Genomic DNA, 14,892 nt, shown 5'->3' with positions numbered 1-14,892 from the left:
TTTAGAGAAGAGACATCATGGCTGACGAAACAACCAATGTTGAACCAATGCGCGACAACGTAGAGCAGGTCGACCTTCAGGTCGAAATGCAGCGCAGCTACCTTGACTACGCCATGAGCGTTATTGTCGGTCGCGCCCTGCCCGACGTTCGCGATGGCCTAAAGCCGGTACACCGCCGCGTAATTTATGCAATGTTCGATGGTGGCTACCGCCCCGACAAACAATTCAGCAAGTGCTCGCGCGTTGTTGGCGATGTCATGGGCCAGTTCCACCCGCACGGTGACAGTGCTATTTACGACACCATGGTTCGTCTAACCCAAGACTGGAACATGCGATATCCGCTAATTTCTGGACAGGGCAACTTTGGCTCACCGGGTAACGACCCAGCCGCTGCGCCACGTTACACCGAGTGCCGTATGGCTCAGTTGGCACTTGAAATGGTGCGCGATATCGACGAAGACACTGTCGATTTCCAAGACAACTACGATGGCCGCACTCAAGAACCAACCGTGCTGCCAAGCCGCATCCCTAACCTACTTATCAACGGCTCAATCGGTATTGCTGTTGGTATGGCTACCAACATCCCGCCACACAACCTGCGGGAAGTTGCTGCCGGTGCCCAGTGGTATTTGCAAAACCCAGAAGCTACCAACGAAGAGTTGCTGGAAGCCCTAATTGAGCGAATCAAGGGCCCAGACTTTCCAACCGGAGCACACATCCTTGGCCGCAAAGGCATCGAAGATGCTTACCGCACTGGTCGCGGTTCGGTTACTATGCGGGCAATCATCAACGTCGAAGAAATTCACGGCCGCACCTGCCTAGTTGTCACCGAGTTGCCCTACCAGGTAAACCCTGACAACCTGGCCGAAAAAATCGCCGGCCTGGTAAAAGAGGGTCGACTAACCGGCATCGCCGATATTCGAGATGAAACCTCCGGTCGAACCGGTCAGCGTTTGGTCATCGTTCTTAAGAAAGATGCGGTTGCCCGCGTTGTTTTAAACAACCTTTACAAACTCACCCCGCTGCAAGAAAACTTCAGCGCAAACATGTTGGCCTTGGTCGACGGTGTGCCACGAACCCTAAGCCTCGACGGTTTTATCACCAACTGGGTTGCTCACCAGATCGAAGTTATTGTTCGCCGAACCCAGTTCAGATTGCGCAAGGCCGAAGAGCGCGCACACATTTTGCGCGGTTACCTCAAAGCACTCGATGCACTCGACGCGGTAATTGCCCTAATCCGTAAGAGCCAAAGCGTTGAAGATGCGCGTGACGGGCTAATCAAACTGCTCGACATCGATGAGTTGCAGGCTCGTGCAATTTTGAACATGCAGTTGCGTCAGCTTGCCGCACTCGAGCGTCAAAAAATCATTGATGAAGCAGCCGAACTAGAGGCTCAGATTCTCGATTACAAGGCGATCATTGCCGACCCAAGCCGCCAGCGCTCAATCATCAGCGAAGAACTAGACGAGGTGGTTGCCAAACACGGAGATGACCGACGCAGTCAGATCATTGCTGGTTTCGATGGCGATGTTTCGGTTGAAGACCTTATTCCTGAAGAGGAAATGGTTATCTCACTAACCCGCGGCGGCTACATCAAGCGCACTCGCAGCGACAACTATCGTTCGCAGCACCGCGGTGGCAAGGGTGTCAAGGGTGCTTCACTTCGTGCCGACGATGTGGTTGAACACTTCTTTGTAACTACCACTCACCACTGGTTGTTGTTCTTCACTAATAAGGGCCGCGTATATCGCACCAAGGCATACGAGGTGCTTGAGGCCGGTCGCGACACCAAGGGCCAGCACGTAGCAAACCTTTTGGCGCTGCAACCAGACGAGCAGGTCGCTCAGGTTCTCGACATCAAAGACTATGAGCAGGCACCTTATCTGGTGCTAGCTACCAAGTCGGGCTTGGTCAAAAAGACCGCACTGCAGGCTTACGACACAGCACGCACAGGTGGCATCATCGCCATCAAGTTGCGCGAGGGAGACGAACTGGTTTCGGCCATGTTGGCTTCGGAAACCGACGATCTGCTGCTGGTTTCGCACAAGGGAATGTCAATTCGCTTCAGCAACTCGGATGCCAGCCTTCGCCCTATGGGCCGCGACACCAGCGGAAACATCGGTATGAACTTCAGACCTGGCGATTACCTGCTGAGCGCTTCGGTTATCAACGATGTAGACGATGCTTTTGTCTTTGTGGTTACCGAGGGTGGCTATGCCAAACGCACCCAGGTTTCTCAATATCGCGACCAAAACCGTGGCGGGCTTGGCATCAAGGTAGCCAAACTCGAAGAGAAGCGCGGCGATTTGGTTGGCGCCATCATCGTCGCGGAAGACGACGAAGTTTTGGTTGTGCTTTCCAGCGGTAAAGTTGTTCGAAGCGCGGTTTCTGAAGTGCCAGCCAAGGGCCGCGACACCATGGGTGTTGTCTTCGCTCGATTCGACGAAGAAGACAGCATCATCGGTCTTGCTAAAAACACCGAGCGAAACCTAGAGTCAAACGAGGCTTTGGTTGAGGCCGGCGTTGATGAGGCCGAAGCAGAAGCTAGTGCACAAGAAGGAGCAGCTGAGTGAAAGAGAAACTAGCCAGAATGGCCAAGAAAAATCTTCCTCCGGTAAAGCAGGTAAAGCTCAAGCTGGTTCACATTGACATCTGGTCTGCTATCAAAGCCGGTTTTTTGGTCACTCTAGCCATGGGAATTGCCACAATCGTTGGCTTTATTTTCCTGTGGTTGGTAATCAACTCAACTGGCCTGTTCGGTTCGCTAACTAATTTGCTGAACAGCGTTATTGGTGGCGGTGGCTCTGATGGTGTTGATGTTGCCGCCGAACTAAGTTTGCCTCGAGTGCTTTCCTTCGCATTCACCTTGTCGATTTTCAACGTAGTTCTTGGCACCGCACTAACCGCAATTTCGGCAGCTATTTTCAATGTGATCGGTCGACTAACCGGCGGCATTAGCGTAGGTTTCACGAACAACTAAGGTTCAGTTTGAACCTTTCTGAAAATTGATGTAATGTAGCAAAGGTTCTACGGGCCTATAGCTCAGGTGGTTAGAGCGCTTCACTGATAATGAAGAGGTCGGAGGTTCAAGTCCTCCTAGGCCCACCAGGAAGCATCATCTGAGAAGATGAGGTTCCGAACCAAAAGTCGCAAGACTAATGGGGACTTAGCTCAGTTGGTAGAGCACCTGCTTTGCAAGCAGGGGGTCAGGGGTTCGACCCCCCTAGTCTCCACAAATGAAATGCCTCCTTCGGGAGGCATTTTTCTTTAACCAAACAAGCCCTAATCTGTTCTGATGGAAGAAAAAGTTAAAGGTCCGCAAAGCTACTTTCCTTCGATTGAAAAAAAGTATGGCCAGCCGATTCAACACTGGCTCGATCTGCTAGCAACCCTTGATGGCAAGGCGCATATGGAGATGGTGGCAGAGTTGAAAAATACACATGGCCTGGGCCACGGCCACGCTAACGCGCTGGTTGCCTACTATCGCAGCAAGCACTAACGATTAGTTTTTGGTAGCTCGTTTATTACCGGCAGCTGAGCTGAAAATAAACGCGGTGGCCAACAGGCCGGCAACGACAAAGTACATGTTCAAGATGCCCCAGGCTTCACCTAAGAAACCGAGCAGTGCTGGGCCAGCTAAGAACGCACCGTAACCCCAGGCGGCGACAAAACTCACGCGCTTCGCCGGGTGTTCGGCCTCGCCAGCAGCCGATAGCAAAAGTGGAAAACCTAAAGCTACTCCGGCTGCCCACAACGCAGCACCAATCCAGGCAAACCAAACATTAGGCGCACCAAAGATAATCATCAAAATACCCAAAACCCCGGTGGCAACTAGGGCCTGAATGGTGCGAGCTTTGCCGAAGCGATCGGCTAGATTGCCACCGAAGAACCGGGTTAGGGTCATCGAAAGATTGAAAATAGTAAACGCAATACCGGCATTAGCCGCTGATTCGTTATAGCCCTCGACTACACCTAGAGCTAGCCAGTCAATCGCCGAACCCTCACCGATGGTGATGGCCAAAATCGAAATGCTCAAGAACCAAACTGCCGGAGTGAGCCAGTGGTGGCGCTCGACCTTGACCGATTCTTCGTGAGCCACCTCTTGACCAATTCCGGCCGGAATTGTTTTGAAACGAAGTGCAACCACACCCAGGTGAAACGCTGCCAAAATTGCAATTTGGGCTAGCAGTGAAAATTCAGCGGCAGCGGCAACCGTGCCAATGCCGGCACCTGACAGAGCGCCGAGTGAATATGCGGCGTGCATTCGCGGCATCAGGCTCTTTTGCTTGCGGCGCTCAATCGCGGTGCCATCGACGTTGATTGCCACATCGGCGAAACCGTAAGAGGCAGCAGTGAGAGCGCCGGCGATCATGTAACCAACCCAGTTGCCAGCTATCGCAAATGAAGCCTGAACTGTCACACCAAAGGCCATTGCAATTAGGCCGGCCAAGATAGCTGGGCGGGTGCCAATGCGTTCAATTACCCGACCCGAAATATTCAGCGCGATTACTGCCCCGATGGCGCCGACGAAAATAATGATGCCCAGGTGCGAGGTGCTTACTTCTAGCAATTCTTTGACTAACGGCAAACGCACGGTGAGCGAGGTGGTAACCATGCCCAAAATCGCAAAAAACATCAGGATGGTTCGATGCCAGGAATCAACTTGGGCAACCGGCATTGCGGCAATTTTTTCGTCAGTCATAGTTGCGAGTCTAAGCCCGGTTAGCTAGGCCAGCGGCTGCTTCCAAAATGAGAAGAGCAGCGAGTCGCACGGTGCGCTGATCGGCAGCATCCACGGTTGCATCGATTTCGGTAATGTCTACCGAGACCACGTTTTGGCTGTTACCGGCAAGGTAAGCAAATTGGCGTAATTCATCAGCAGAAATTCCGCCCGGTGCCGCTGCTGGGCAAGCTGGCACAACGGCTCGATCGCAAACATCAACGTCGAAATCAACGTGGATTTTTGCACCGTCGCGCCCGGCAATTTTGATTGCCTGCTGCCAAATTTCTTTGGGGCTGCGCGAGCGCAACTCAGAACGGCTAATCACGGTTATGCCCAGCTCTTTTGCGAGATCCGCATATTCGGGGGAGTTTGAAAAGTCGGCAATCCCGATTTGCACAATCTTGGTTGGGTCGACACCCAACTCAACTAGGCGACGAATTGGCGATCCGTTGCTTACCCCATCGCGAAGATCGTGGTGTGCATCCAAGGTAATTACACCGAGCTTTGAAATGTCACCCAGAAAATCGGCTGCACCTTTGGCTACGGCATAGGTGATTGAGTTGTCGCCACCTAGAGCAATTGCCAACTTGGATGCCTCTAGTGCGCGAGCAGTTAACTGGGCGGTTTCGGCCTCACCCTCGGGTGAATCGGGGTTTTCGACATCGCCAAAATCAGCGGCAACCAGTGTGCTCAGGTCGGTGTCGTGCTGCCATGACCAAAGTGAATAGCGCTGCAGTGCTGCGCGAATTGCCGCCGGTGTTTCGTGAGCATTGGTTGCCGAAATTGAAGTTAGGTGAGCTTTGACTCCGAAAACCGCTAGGTCAAACCCTGATGATTTGCCCAATTCTTGGGTGCTTTGCGCATCCGCAAATTGTTCGGCGACCGGCTTTAGCCAAGCGCTCGCTCTAGGCCACTTTGCGTCTTCACTCATTTGGCACCCATCCGCTTTGAAAGTTTGCTTGCCGCCGCCATCAGCAGTCGCGCGATTTCTAACCTATCGCTCTCGCTGGCATCTTCGCTTCTGAAGGTCAAAGTCAGTGCCGCCGTGGGCAAATTCAGGTGGTTTACGGCGGCCACCGAAACCGAGCAGTAGCCGGTGGAAATTTGACCATCTTCGATGGCATAGCCCAGTCGCCTATCGATTTCGAGTTGTTTTTTCAATTCAGCTAAGCGATTTGGTCCTAAGCCAGTTCGATTGGTCAGGGCGTCGGTTGAACGCGTTTCACTGTAGGTGGCTCTTAGTTGTTTTTGATCAAGCCGCGAGAGCATGGCTCGACCAGAGGCGGTTAGGTGTGCGGGCAGACGCACCCCGATATCTGAAACTACGGTTACCGGGTGCAGCGGCAACTCTTTCAAAAGGTAAAGCACTTCATCACCAACCAGGATGCCCAACTGGCCAACGGCCGGAACCTGGGCTTCGGTGGCGCCAACTAACTCTTTTAACAGGGGCCGGGCAAATCTTTCAATTGGATCGTGACGCAAATAAGCGTTGCCCAACTCGAATGCGACAACACCCAGACCCCAGCGCGATTCATTTTCAAAATGGACTACAAAGTCTTCGGCTACCAGTGCCTCCAAAAGTTGGTAGGTGCTCGATCTGGGCAGATCAAGTTCTTTAGCAATTGCTGCTGCGGTAATCGGCTGTCCGTGTTTAGCCAAGACGCGAAGTATCGCTAGGGCACGCGAAGCAGCCGGCACTAACGACATAATTCTCCTGTCTGGTATTTCAGACACTTTTGGTTAAACCTATCTGGTTTTGCCAACCTCGAAGCGGTGAAATTACTGCATGACTACTCGATCAGCACTTCACGCAGCAACCGGTTCAACCCTCACTGCCCGCGGCTGGCAGCAAGAGGCAGCATTGCGAATGCTGCACAACAACCTAGATCCGGCAGTTGCCGAGCATCCAGAAAATCTGATTGTTTACGGTGGCAGCGGCAAGGCTGCCCGAAACTGGCAGAGCTTTGATGCCATTGTGAAAACTTTGACCAACCTCAAAAACGATGAAACCATGCTGGTGCAGTCGGGTAAGCCGGTTGGTGTTTTTCAAACTCACGAGTGGGCACCGCGTGTGCTACTGGCCAACTCAAACTTAGTTGGCGACTGGGCTAACTGGCCAGAATTTCGTCGCCTAGAGCACCTTGGTCTAACCATGTATGGCCAGATGACAGCTGGCTCATGGATTTACATCGGAACCCAGGGAATCCTGCAGGGAACCTACGAAACTTTTGCCGCGGTTGCCGAGCAGTCATTTGGCGGCACCCTAGCCGGAACCCTAACCTTGACCGGTGGTTGCGGTGGCATGGGTGGAGCCCAGCCACTGGCCGTAACCATGAATGAGGGCACCTGTCTAATCGTTGACGTTGACCGTCGCTCACTTGAGATGCGCGTTCGCGATCGCTACCTGGATGAAATCGCCGACAACCTAGATGACGCCATTGATCGGGTAATCAAGTACAAGAATGCCCGAATCGCAAAGAGCGTCGGCCTAGTCGGCAATGCGGCCACCATATTCACCGAGTTGCTCAAGCGCGAAGTACCGATTGATGTAATCACCGACCAAACTTCAGCGCACGATCCGCTCTACTACATCCCTGAGGGCATGGATCTTGACACCGCTAACGAGTATCGCGAGAGCAACCCAGAAGATTTCACCAAGCGCTCACAAGAATCGATGGCCAAACATGTTCAGGCCATGGTTGGGTTCATGGATAAAGGTGCTGTGGTTTTCGATTACGGAAACTCAATTCGCGATGAAGCACGCAAGGGTGGCTACGAGCGACCATTTGCCTTCCCCGGTTTTGTGCCAGCCTACATTCGCCCACTGTTCTGCGAGGGTAAGGGTCCGTTCCGCTGGGTCGCGCTTTCGGGCGATAAGAAAGACATCTACCGCACCGACCAGGCGATTCTTGAGCTGTTCCCAGAGAACAAGCACCTGCACCGCTGGATCAACATGGCCCAAGAGCGCGTTCAGTTCCAGGGCCTTCCTGCCCGCATCTGCTGGTTGGGTTATGGCGAACGCGACAAAGCCGGTGCGGTCTTCAACGACTTGGTTAAGCGTGGCGAAGTCAGCGCGCCAATCGTAATTGGTCGTGACCACCTCGACTGTGGTTCGGTTGCCTCGCCTTACCGCGAAACCGAAGCGATGCTCGATGGTTCAGACGCAATTGCCGACTGGCCAATTTTGAACGCGATGCTAAACGTCGCCTCGGGTGCCAGCTGGGTAAGTCTGCACCACGGAGGTGGAGTTGGCATGGGTCGTTCAATTCACTCCGGCCAGGTTTCTGTTGCCGACGGAACTGAACTTGCCGCCCAGAAACTCCAGCGGGTGCTAACTAACGACCCGGGTATGGGCGTTATTCGCCACACCGACGCCGGTTACGAGAAGGCCATCGATGTCGCTCGCCACAAGCATGTGCACGTGCCGATGCTCGACACCGAATAGTTTTAGAGCATGACTTCAACCCTGGTTACCGATATTGGCCTGCTGGTTACCAACTCATCCGAGTTTGGTGATTTAACCGATGGAGCCTTTGTCGTTGACCGGGGCAAAATCAGCTGGATTGGTAAGAAGGATGCAGCACCGCAGTGTGATGAGCAGTATTCAGTCGCTGGTCGCACCGTAATTCCAGGTTTTGTTGACTCACACGCGCACCTAATTTTTACCGGGGATCGCGCCGCCGAATTTGAAGCCCGGATGAGTGGCACGCACTATTCGGCCGGGGGAATTTCGACAACCGTGGCTGCTACTCGAGCTGCCTCAGATGAGGAGCTTCAGGCTAATTGCTCAAGACTGGTTGCCGAACTCCAGGCATCGGGGATAACAACTTTTGAAATCAAGAGCGGTTACGGTTTGACCGTCGAGGATGAGTTGCGTTCGCTGCGCATTGCTCGCGACTTCACCGAAGAGGTTACCTTTTTGGGTGCGCACGTGGTGCCCAAGGAATATGCCGATCGACGAGCAGATTATGTCGACTTGGTGATTGGCATGATTCCGGAAGCAGCGAAGTTTGCCAAATGGATCGATGTATTTTGCGATCGAGGCGCATTCACGGTTGCCGAGGCCAAACAAATTATGTCTGCCGGAATCGAGCATGGATTGCTTCCTCGAATGCATGCCAATCAACTTGAAGCGGGCGAGGCAGTCCAGTTGGCTGTCGAACTTGATTGTGCCTCAGCCGATCACTGCACCCACTTGAGTGACCACGACGTTCAGGCGCTCGCGGCTAGCAACACCGTAGCAACGCTGTTGCCAGGGGCAGAGTTTTCCACTCGAGCCGTTTATCCAGATGCCCGACGACTTATCGATGCCGGTGTTTCGATTGCTATCGCCACCGATTGCAACCCTGGTAGCAGCTACACCACAAGCATGCCTTTTTGTATCGCGGTTGCGGTTCGAGAAATGGGTCTGTCGGTACGCGAGGCTCTCGAAGCGGCCACACTCGGTGGCGCCAGAGCTTTACGCCGAGACGATGTTGGTCACTTAGGTCTTGGTGCCAAGGCAGATTTTGTTGAACTGGATGCACCTTCTTTTATTCACCTGGCATATCGTCCCGGTGTGAACCTGATTTACAAAACCCATCGAGCAGAGAATTAGCTTTGTTTAGAAAGAGAGCGACCTTTGAATAGTCAGCGCAAAGCCGAAGTTGTCATTTCAACCCACGGGATGACGGCCGACGATGTAATTGCCATCGCCCGCTACGGTGCCAAGGTCATCATTTCTGCCGAGAGTCTTGCCGCCATGCAGCAGTCTCGCGAGCACATCGAAAAACTCGCCGTTGCCGAAACCCCGGTCTACGGAATTTCAACCGGATTTGGTGCGTTGGCCAACCGACACATTGCCACCGAAGATCGCGTGCAGTTGCAGAAGTCGCTCATTCGATCGCACGCCGCCGGAATGGGGCCGGTTGTTGAGGTTGAAGTAGTTCGTGCATTGATGACGCTGCGATTGAAAACCATGTGCTCGGGCAAAACCGGAGTTCGACCAATTTTGGCGCAAACCTATGCGCAAATGTTGAACGCGAACATCACTCCGGTAGTGCACGAATATGGCTCACTAGGTTGCAGTGGTGATTTGGCTCCGCTAGCGCACTGCGCCTTGGCGCTGATGGGCGAAGGTCGAGCCTTCGGACCAGACGGTATCGAAGCTCCGGTAGCTGAACTTTTGGCGGCGGCACAAATTAAACCGGTCGAGCTTCGAGAAAAAGAGGGACTCGCTCTCATCAATGGCACCGACGGAATGCTGGGCATGCTGATTTTGGCGCTGGCTGACCTTTCGGTTTTGGCCGACCATGCCGACGTTATTGCTGCGATGAGCGTTGAAGGTTTGATGGGTACCGACCAGGTATTCCGGCCTGAATTACACGAACCGCTGCGGCCACATCCAGGTCAGACAAAAAGCGCAGCCAACATGTTTGCAGCCCTAAGCGGTTCAGAGATTGTCGCTTCGCACCGCCATGGCGACGATCGTGTTCAAGATGCCTACAGTTTGCGCTGCGCCCCACAGGTAGCTGGCGGACTTCGCGACACAATCAATTACGTTTCAACAGTTGCCGATCGCGAACTTGCTGCGGTCATCGACAACCCGGTTGTTTTAGATTCCGGTGAGGTTACCTCCAACGGTAATTTCCACGGTGCGCCAATCGCTTATGTCCTAGATTTCTTGGCCATCCCGGCAACCGATTTGGGTTCAATTTCTGAGCGCCGCACCGACCGGGCGTTGGACAAGTTTCGCAGTCACGGCCTGAACCCATTTTTGGCCGAGGATGCCGGAGTCGATTCTGGTTTGATGATTGCCCAGTACACCCAGGCTGCACTGGTTAGCGAAAATAAGCGGTTAGCTGCTCCAGCTTCGGTAGATAGCATCCCTTCTTCTGCGATGCAGGAAGACCACGTTTCGATGGGTTGGCATGCGGCTCGCAAGTTGCGTCAGATTGTCAGCAACCTGCGTCGAATTTTGGCGATTGAGTACGTGACTGCTGCTAGAGCAATCGAGATGCGCGCCCCGTTATCACCGGCTGCGGCAACCGGTCGAGCCGTGGCTAAATTGCGTGCCGCTGGTGTTGCCGGTGTTGGCCCCGATCGCTTTTTGGCACCCGAGTTGGCATTGGCCGAAGGCGTTTTGGCTAGCGAATCATCCTTGATTGATTAGCCGGCCAGTTACCCTGGCCCGAGTGTCATAATCGTCACATGGAAGATTTAGCGCAGATCGTCACTTGGACACTTTTTATCGGTTGGAGTTTAGGACTGGTCTCGGTGGTGTTGGCACTGCTGGCTAAATTTGGCAAGGTTAAGCCTCGGTTTGCCTGGTATCCAACCGCTTTCACGCTTTCGGCTTCAATCTATTTCTTTTTCGCGGCTAACGATCGATTGGGCCTAATTCTTGGTGCGCTGCCTTTGGTTGCCTTCATCATTTTGGTTTGGAAGAAAAAGGCATGAGCGAAGAAGAGTTGATGATCAACTTCGCGGCGTTGAGTTTTTCAACGCTCAGTATTGGTGCGGTCGCGCTAGCCTGGCTTACTCTCTACGGTAAAGGCCACCGATTTTTCGCGATTTTTTTGGCTGTGGTTAGTTTGGGCATGGGAGTGTATTTCGTGCTCAACTTTGCTGCTGCCGGCTGGGTGCCAACCGGGTTGGGTGCGTTAGCGCTTTTGCTATCTGTGCTGCCGGGCAAGCGAGATTCAAACAATGCGGGCTAGACCCAGCTCGCTAATTGCAGCAATCGCTATTGGCACTTTGGTTCTATCGGGCTGTTCTTCTTCAATCGCGGATGCCGATTTCGAACTGTGCAGTCTGCTCGATGAAGTAGAGCAACCTAAATACTCTTTCGCTGAGGCTTCAACACAATATGAGACGGCCCATGCCGAGCAGGCGCACATGTGGCAGCAGGCTGGCCAACAACACATGAGCGTTTTGGGGTCGTTGGTTTACGTCTATTCCAGCAAGTTGCAACACTTTATTGCCGACGGGGATGGCGATTGGTCGCAGCGAGAGCGTGACGAGTTTTCATCCCAGTTTTCGAAAATTCAAATGAGTTGTGCTTCAGTGGGAATTGAATTGGGGACTTCAAAATAGACCCACATTTTCTTTGCGTTTTACTTAGGTAATCGGGGCGAGCCAAAGAATTTCGCCGATGTTTTACCTACCTAATTTGCGCACCAATCAAGCGAATGACTTCGGCACAAACCTCTAAGTTTGCAATCGAATCAGCGTGTGATTCGTAAGGCGATTCGAGCAAGCCCTCATCGATGAATTTGGCCATAGCGGTCGCCTGGTAACTCAAACCCTCGTGACGTTGGACCGCAGACGAATCGTGCCACTCAACTGAATCCGAGTAAAAATCCGCACCAAAAAGTTCAAGTTTTGAGGGTACAAAAAACTCCGGCCCAACATTCAATTTGGCCTTGGTTCCGCCGACTGCGCCAATGCCTGGAATAGCGGCTCGACCCGAAACCAAAACGTAGGCTCTTGCCCCACTGGCATAGCGCAACTGCACCGAAACCTCTTCGTCGATGCCTTCGTCATTCAAAACTGCCTGGGCCGTAATGCTGGTCGGGTTGCCCAAAAAGGTCTGCACGAAACTGACCGGATAGATTCCCATATCGAAAAGCGGGTCGCCATGGTTCTTTTTCCAAAGTCGTGGAACCTCGAGGTTGGCCTGACACATCGACACTGAAACCATCTCAATATCGCCGAGTTCATTTTTGGCCAACAACTGGCGGATGATGTCGTATTGCGGCAGGTACCTAGTCCACATCGCTTCCATCGCCAAAACCCCAGCAGCTTTAGCCGCTGCAAAGATTTCGGCAGCTTCGGCAGGATCTAGGGTGACCGGTTTTTCAATCAGAACATGTTTACCGGCCGCAATTGCCTGTAATGCGTGATCGCGATGCTGACTAGGCAGAGTTGGGATGTAGACAATGTCGATGTCTTCGCGAGCCAGCAAATCTTCGTAGTTGTCGTGCGCTTCAATACCAAATTGCCGGGCGAAAATTTCGGCCTTGCCCGGTGTGCGCGATGCGACAGCAACAATGTTTTGTCGGGTGTGCTTCTGCACAGCGGCGACAAACGTTTCGGCAATCGCTGCCGCCCCCATGACTCCCCAGCGAAAGCTAGTTACTGAAGCTGGATCAATGATGTTTGGGGTCGGCAGCGACTTTGTCATGACTGGATTCTATGGCTGCTCGATTGTCGATTTAGTCGAAATCAAGAAACTCGCTGAGGAAGCTTTTCTTTTTGCGGTACTGACCCTGTTGCGGATAAGGGGTGCGCTGGTATTGCGGAGTGTGAGTGCCGTAATTCACTGGCGGAGCCGCTGGTGCTGCCGGTGCCGAATTGCCGCCACCGTAGAAGTTTCCTTCAGCGTCAATTAGGTGCTCGAGCTCTCCGCGGTCTAGAAAGATTCCGCGACAGCCGGTGCATTGATCGATTGTGATTCCGTTGCGCTCATAATTGCGCATGTCAGCTTGACACTTCGGACAGGTAAGCATGAGACTCCGTTCGGTTTCGGGGTGGCTCGGCAGGTGCCTCCACTTTCAGACGACAACCTGACCGGTTGTTGAAATCATCCAAATATTTGCTGAAAAAATTCTGGGAGTTATGGCGCGTGCGAGAATAGTCGCTATGACAATTCACACTTCAGTTGCAACTTTGCACACCAATCACGGTGCCATCAAAATCAACCTCTTTGGCAACCACGCACCTAAGACCGTCGAGAACTTCGAAGGCCTAGCCACCGGTTCAATCGAATGGCGCGACCCCCGCACCGGTGCAGTGCAGACCAACAAGCCGCTGTACAACGGTGTTATTTTTCACCGCATCATTCAGCAGTTCATGATTCAGGGTGGTGACCCAACCGGCACCGGCATGGGCGGCCCAGGTTACCAATTTGGCGACGAAATTCACCCAGAACTAAACTTCAACGAGCCTTTCAAACTTGCAATGGCAAATGCCGGCCCAGGCACCAACGGCTCACAGTTCTTCATCACCACTGCGCCAACCACTTGGTTGTTTGGCAAGCACACCATCTTCGGTGAGGTTGCTGATGAGGTTTCAAAGAAGGTTGTCTTGCAAATCGAGGGCGTCGACACCGATGGCCGCGACAAGCCGCTAGACGACGTGATCATCGAGTCGATCACAATCGAAAAGGCCTAGTCAAACTTGAAATTGCGTCAGGCTAGGGCAACCATTGCTCTAATCGCAATTAATGCGGTGCTGTGGGTCGGGCAAATTCTGCCCGGCTCACAGCTCACGCAATTTTTATTTTTTGCCCCGCTCCTAACCGAGGCTGAGCCTTGGCGAATGTTGACCGCGGGGTTTGTGCACGATCCTTCTGGGCCAATGCACATTTTGCTCAACATGTATTCAATTTTTGTTTTCGGTTCGGTGCTTGAGCCGATGTTGGGTAAGGCCCGCTTCATCGCCCTATACCTAATCTCAATTTTTGGTGGATCAGTTGCCGTGCTTTACTTGGCCGACCCATTCTCACCGGTCGTCGGAGCCTCCGGCGGTTTCTTTGGTCTAATGGGCGCATACTTTGTTGTCATGCGGTCAATTGGCGCAAGCTCTACTCAGATGGTTGGCCTGATCGCAATCAACCTCGTATTCGGTTTCATCATCCCCGGAATTTCTTGGCAGGGTCATGTCGGTGGCTTGCTTGCCGGCGGCGCAATCGCATCGGTCTACGCCAACACCCGCAAATCAAGCCAGCAGTTATCTCAAAAACTGGGTGTGCTGCTCGTCCTGGCTGTGTTCGTTGCGCTCACCTTCTATCGAATCAACACCTGGCAATACGCAGGTTATTAGGCCTCCGGTAGCGGCAAGTTTCAGACAAGCAAAAACCCCGGCCAATTGACCGGGGTTTTTGCATCTAAGTTTTTTGTTATTTCCAGCGAGTTGACATCATGAAGCCAACCATCGAGATTCCGAAACCAATCAGGATGTTCCAGTTCTCAAGATTCCACGGAGTGGCAGCACCCAATGGATACTGTGCGCTGGTCACGTAATAGGTGATGATCCAGATTAGACCGAGCAGCATGAAGCCGAACATAACGGGTTTGAACCAGACCGGGTTTGGGGCCTCTTCCGCGGATACAGGCCTTGAAACTTTCGGTGCTTTTGGCTTAACCGCTTTGGCCGGTTTTTTTGAGCTGTTTGATTCAGACATGCTG

17 protein-coding genes and 2 tRNA genes are annotated in these 14,892 nt (G+C 53.0%); 13 read left to right on the top strand and 6 right to left on the bottom strand.

All coding sequences use genetic code 11. From position 1 onward, the window contains the following. Positions 1–17 precede the first annotated feature (17 nt). From gyrA to A4Z71_RS06805, 5 genes are all read left to right on the top strand, one after another. On the top strand, positions 18–2,573 hold the full coding sequence (gene gyrA / locus A4Z71_RS06825; protein ID WP_070955137.1) for a DNA gyrase subunit A: 2,556 nt from the start codon (positions 18–20) through the stop codon (positions 2,571–2,573). Beyond that, complete coding sequence (locus A4Z71_RS06820) at positions 2,570–2,980, top strand: DUF3566 domain-containing protein (protein WP_084028464.1); 411 nt, start codon at positions 2,570–2,572, stop codon at positions 2,978–2,980. The genes gyrA and A4Z71_RS06820 overlap by 4 nt, the downstream gene beginning before the upstream one ends. Before the next feature lie 51 nt (positions 2,981–3,031). Then, positions 3,032–3,108, top strand: a tRNA-Ile gene (locus A4Z71_RS06815). Positions 3,109–3,160: 52 nt separating this feature from the next. Further along, positions 3,161–3,233: transfer RNA gene (locus tag A4Z71_RS06810), tRNA-Ala, on the top strand. 62 nt (positions 3,234–3,295) lie between these two features. Next, a complete protein-coding gene (locus A4Z71_RS06805; RefSeq protein ID WP_070955136.1) occupies positions 3,296–3,499 on the top strand; it encodes a DUF4287 domain-containing protein in 204 nt (67 codons plus the stop codon). A 3-nt stretch (positions 3,500–3,502) separates the two neighbouring features. Here A4Z71_RS06805 and A4Z71_RS06800 read toward each other — a convergent pair whose 3' ends face one another. The 3 genes from A4Z71_RS06800 to A4Z71_RS06790 are packed head-to-tail and all read right to left on the bottom strand — an operon-like array spanning position 3,503 to position 6,430. Then, entirely contained in the window at positions 3,503–4,702 is a 1,200-nt protein-coding gene (locus tag A4Z71_RS06800) for an MFS transporter (protein ID WP_070955135.1), read from the bottom strand. Positions 4,703–4,712: 10 nt separating this feature from the next. Further along, positions 4,713–5,654: an arginase family protein gene (locus A4Z71_RS06795; protein WP_084028463.1), complete on the bottom strand. Its 942-nt coding sequence runs from the start codon at positions 5,652–5,654 to the stop codon at positions 4,713–4,715. Then, the gene (locus tag A4Z71_RS06790) at positions 5,651–6,430 is read right to left on the bottom strand and encodes an IclR family transcriptional regulator (RefSeq protein WP_070955134.1); all 780 of its coding nucleotides are present in this window, start codon (positions 6,428–6,430) and stop codon (positions 5,651–5,653) included. The genes A4Z71_RS06795 and A4Z71_RS06790 overlap by 4 nt, the downstream gene beginning before the upstream one ends. Before the next feature lie 79 nt (positions 6,431–6,509). On the opposite strand from A4Z71_RS06790, the gene hutU reads away from it, so the two are divergent. From hutU to A4Z71_RS06760, 6 genes are read left to right on the top strand one after another with little or no spacing between them, the layout of a single operon-like run. Then, entirely contained in the window at positions 6,510–8,168 is a 1,659-nt protein-coding gene (gene hutU, locus A4Z71_RS06785; RefSeq protein WP_070955133.1) for a urocanate hydratase, read from the top strand. 9 nt (positions 8,169–8,177) lie between these two features. Then, positions 8,178–9,320: an imidazolonepropionase gene (gene hutI / locus A4Z71_RS06780; RefSeq protein ID WP_070955132.1), complete on the top strand. Its 1,143-nt coding sequence runs from the start codon at positions 8,178–8,180 to the stop codon at positions 9,318–9,320. A gap of 24 nt (positions 9,321–9,344) precedes the next feature. Continuing rightward, complete coding sequence (gene hutH, locus A4Z71_RS06775) at positions 9,345–10,874, top strand: histidine ammonia-lyase (RefSeq protein WP_418219381.1); 1,530 nt, start codon at positions 9,345–9,347, stop codon at positions 10,872–10,874. Positions 10,875–10,912: 38 nt separating this feature from the next. Continuing rightward, positions 10,913–11,161 carry a hypothetical protein gene (locus A4Z71_RS06770; protein ID WP_070955131.1) on the top strand — a complete coding sequence of 83 codons (249 nt, stop codon included), beginning with the start codon at positions 10,913–10,915 and terminating at the stop codon, positions 11,159–11,161. Beyond that, positions 11,158–11,421 (top strand): hypothetical protein, encoded by a 264-nt coding sequence (locus A4Z71_RS06765; RefSeq protein WP_070955130.1) that lies wholly within the window; start codon positions 11,158–11,160, stop codon positions 11,419–11,421. Before A4Z71_RS06770 ends, A4Z71_RS06765 begins: the two co-directional genes overlap by 4 nt. Further along, a complete protein-coding gene (locus tag A4Z71_RS06760; protein WP_070955129.1) occupies positions 11,411–11,797 on the top strand; it encodes a hypothetical protein in 387 nt (128 codons plus the stop codon). The genes A4Z71_RS06765 and A4Z71_RS06760 overlap by 11 nt, the downstream gene beginning before the upstream one ends. Positions 11,798–11,864: 67 nt before the next feature. Here the strand turns inward: A4Z71_RS06760 and A4Z71_RS06755 are convergent, their stop codons facing one another. Together A4Z71_RS06755 and A4Z71_RS06750 are read right to left on the bottom strand one after the other, a co-directional pair. Next, positions 11,865–12,887 carry a Gfo/Idh/MocA family protein gene (locus tag A4Z71_RS06755; RefSeq protein ID WP_070955128.1) on the bottom strand — a complete coding sequence of 341 codons (1,023 nt, stop codon included), beginning with the start codon at positions 12,885–12,887 and terminating at the stop codon, positions 11,865–11,867. Positions 12,888–12,918: 31 nt separating this feature from the next. Beyond that, a complete protein-coding gene (locus A4Z71_RS06750; protein ID WP_084028462.1) occupies positions 12,919–13,212 on the bottom strand; it encodes a TFIIB-type zinc ribbon-containing protein in 294 nt (97 codons plus the stop codon). A 133-nt stretch (positions 13,213–13,345) separates the two neighbouring features. Here A4Z71_RS06750 and A4Z71_RS06745 point away from each other — a divergent pair, with 133 nt between their 5' ends. Both A4Z71_RS06745 and A4Z71_RS06740 read left to right on the top strand, forming a co-directional pair. Continuing rightward, positions 13,346–13,876 (top strand): peptidylprolyl isomerase, encoded by a 531-nt coding sequence (locus A4Z71_RS06745; RefSeq protein ID WP_070955126.1) that lies wholly within the window; start codon positions 13,346–13,348, stop codon positions 13,874–13,876. A 6-nt stretch (positions 13,877–13,882) separates the two neighbouring features. Then, on the top strand, positions 13,883–14,527 hold the full coding sequence (locus A4Z71_RS06740) for a rhomboid family intramembrane serine protease (protein ID WP_070955125.1): 645 nt from the start codon (positions 13,883–13,885) through the stop codon (positions 14,525–14,527). 76 nt (positions 14,528–14,603) lie between these two features. Here A4Z71_RS06740 and A4Z71_RS06735 read toward each other — a convergent pair whose 3' ends face one another. Next, positions 14,604–14,888, bottom strand: a complete 285-nt coding sequence (locus tag A4Z71_RS06735; RefSeq protein WP_070955124.1) for a cell division protein CrgA — start codon at positions 14,886–14,888, stop codon at positions 14,604–14,606. Positions 14,889–14,892: the final 4 nt, after the last annotated feature.

The sequence above is a fragment of the Candidatus Rhodoluna planktonica genome, assembly GCF_001854225.1.
GTDB lineage: Bacteria > Actinomycetota > Actinomycetes > Actinomycetales > Microbacteriaceae > Rhodoluna > Rhodoluna planktonica.
The sequence above is the reverse complement of the archived record's forward strand: the minus strand, read 5'-3'. Positions and strand labels throughout refer to the sequence as shown.

Bases quoted from the DNA above. Each gene is read 5' to 3' on its own strand.
- A4Z71_RS06795 (WP_084028463.1), bottom strand. From the start codon at position 5,654: ATGAGTGAAGACGCAAAGTGGCCTAGAGCGAGCGCTTGGCTAAAGCCG.
- gyrA (WP_070955137.1), top strand. From the start codon at position 18: ATGGCTGACGAAACAACCAATGTTGAACCAATGCGCGACAACGTAGAG.
- A4Z71_RS06735 (WP_070955124.1), bottom strand. From the start codon at position 14,888: ATGTCTGAATCAAACAGCTCAAAAAAACCGGCCAAAGCGGTTAAGCCA.
- A4Z71_RS06745 (WP_070955126.1), top strand. From the start codon at position 13,346: ATGACAATTCACACTTCAGTTGCAACTTTGCACACCAATCACGGTGCC.
- A4Z71_RS06750 (WP_084028462.1), bottom strand. From the start codon at position 13,212: ATGCTTACCTGTCCGAAGTGTCAAGCTGACATGCGCAATTATGAGCGC.
- A4Z71_RS06790 (WP_070955134.1), bottom strand. From the start codon at position 6,430: ATGTCGTTAGTGCCGGCTGCTTCGCGTGCCCTAGCGATACTTCGCGTC.
- A4Z71_RS06765 (WP_070955130.1), top strand. From the start codon at position 11,158: ATGAGCGAAGAAGAGTTGATGATCAACTTCGCGGCGTTGAGTTTTTCA.
- hutI (WP_070955132.1), top strand. From the start codon at position 8,178: ATGACTTCAACCCTGGTTACCGATATTGGCCTGCTGGTTACCAACTCA.
- hutU (WP_070955133.1), top strand. From the start codon at position 6,510: ATGACTACTCGATCAGCACTTCACGCAGCAACCGGTTCAACCCTCACT.
- A4Z71_RS06805 (WP_070955136.1), top strand. From the start codon at position 3,296: ATGGAAGAAAAAGTTAAAGGTCCGCAAAGCTACTTTCCTTCGATTGAA.
- A4Z71_RS06755 (WP_070955128.1), bottom strand. From the start codon at position 12,887: ATGACAAAGTCGCTGCCGACCCCAAACATCATTGATCCAGCTTCAGTA.
- A4Z71_RS06770 (WP_070955131.1), top strand. From the start codon at position 10,913: ATGGAAGATTTAGCGCAGATCGTCACTTGGACACTTTTTATCGGTTGG.
- A4Z71_RS06800 (WP_070955135.1), bottom strand. From the start codon at position 4,702: ATGACTGACGAAAAAATTGCCGCAATGCCGGTTGCCCAAGTTGATTCC.
- A4Z71_RS06760 (WP_070955129.1), top strand. From the start codon at position 11,411: ATGCGGGCTAGACCCAGCTCGCTAATTGCAGCAATCGCTATTGGCACT.